Genomic DNA, 960 nt, shown 5'->3' with positions numbered 1-960 from the left:
GTTCCTAGTTTCCCTGCCGAAGTCGCGCCAGCGAAGACTCACCGTGCTGCGCCAGTTTTTCCGATTCGCGCGCAGTCACCGTCTGGTCCTTGTCGATCCGACGAAGAGCCTGGACAGGAAAGAGGCCAAGGGTTTTCGTGGCCGGACGCTCACTCTCGAGCAACAACGCCGGTTGTTCCAGCGGTGGACCANGGTGCATCCGCATGAATCCCTGGTCGGCATCCTCGCCTTGCTGCATGGCGCTTCCAGTCGCGAAGTCCGGCTGCTGACCTGCGACGATGTCGATCCGCTTCGACAGACCGTCAGGCTTGGCGAGCGACCGCATCCGGTCCCGATGGACCCGGCGAGCTGGACGATCGTGCAGCGCTGTTTGGCCCAGCGCGCCTCCTGGCGCACCGCCAATCCGCACGTCATCGTCACCAAAGGGACCAAGGCCGGACGGTCACCCGCATCGGTCGCCTATCTGAGTCATGTGCTCGACGATTGCGGGTTCGGCCCGCGGATGATCCGCTGCACTCGCCTTATCGATCTGGTCAACACCATGGATCCGAAGCTCGTCGCCGCGGCATTCGGCATGACCGCCGAGGCCGCCATGATCTACCTGGCAGACTTCGTCGACCCCACCCGACTGCCGAACCCGTGAAACTTCGGCGCGACTACGCACAGATTCGCGCGAACATGTGCGCTTTGGAGAACGACTCGTTCGACGCGATCGCGACGGAATTTTTCTCCTCCCGTTCGGTCAAAACCTGGAAGAGCAGCTCAGCGCCTCGCTTGTCGAGTTCCATGTAACCGAGCTCGTCCAGCAAAAGTAGATCCACTCGCCCGTAACGGGCGATCGTGCGAGCGAGTTGTTTCTCGTCGGCGGCTTCGACGAGCTCGTTGACCAACCGGGTCGCGAGGACGTATTTGACGCGGTAACCGTGCTCGGCGGCCGCAGCCCCGAGCCCGATGAGGAGA

At 62.7% G+C, this 960-nt stretch carries 1 pseudogene; it reads right to left on the bottom strand.

Annotated features, from left to right (window positions below):
• Positions 1–689 precede the first annotated feature (689 nt).
• Positions 690–960: pseudogene (locus tag AO065_RS19135) on the bottom strand (ATP-binding protein); the annotation flags it as partial.

It is taken from the genome of Pseudomonas viridiflava (assembly GCF_001642795.1).
Taxonomy (GTDB): Bacteria; Pseudomonadota; Gammaproteobacteria; order Pseudomonadales; family Pseudomonadaceae; genus Aquipseudomonas; species Aquipseudomonas viridiflava.
Note: the sequence above shows the minus strand (reverse complement) of the source record. Positions and strands in the feature narration are given on the sequence as shown.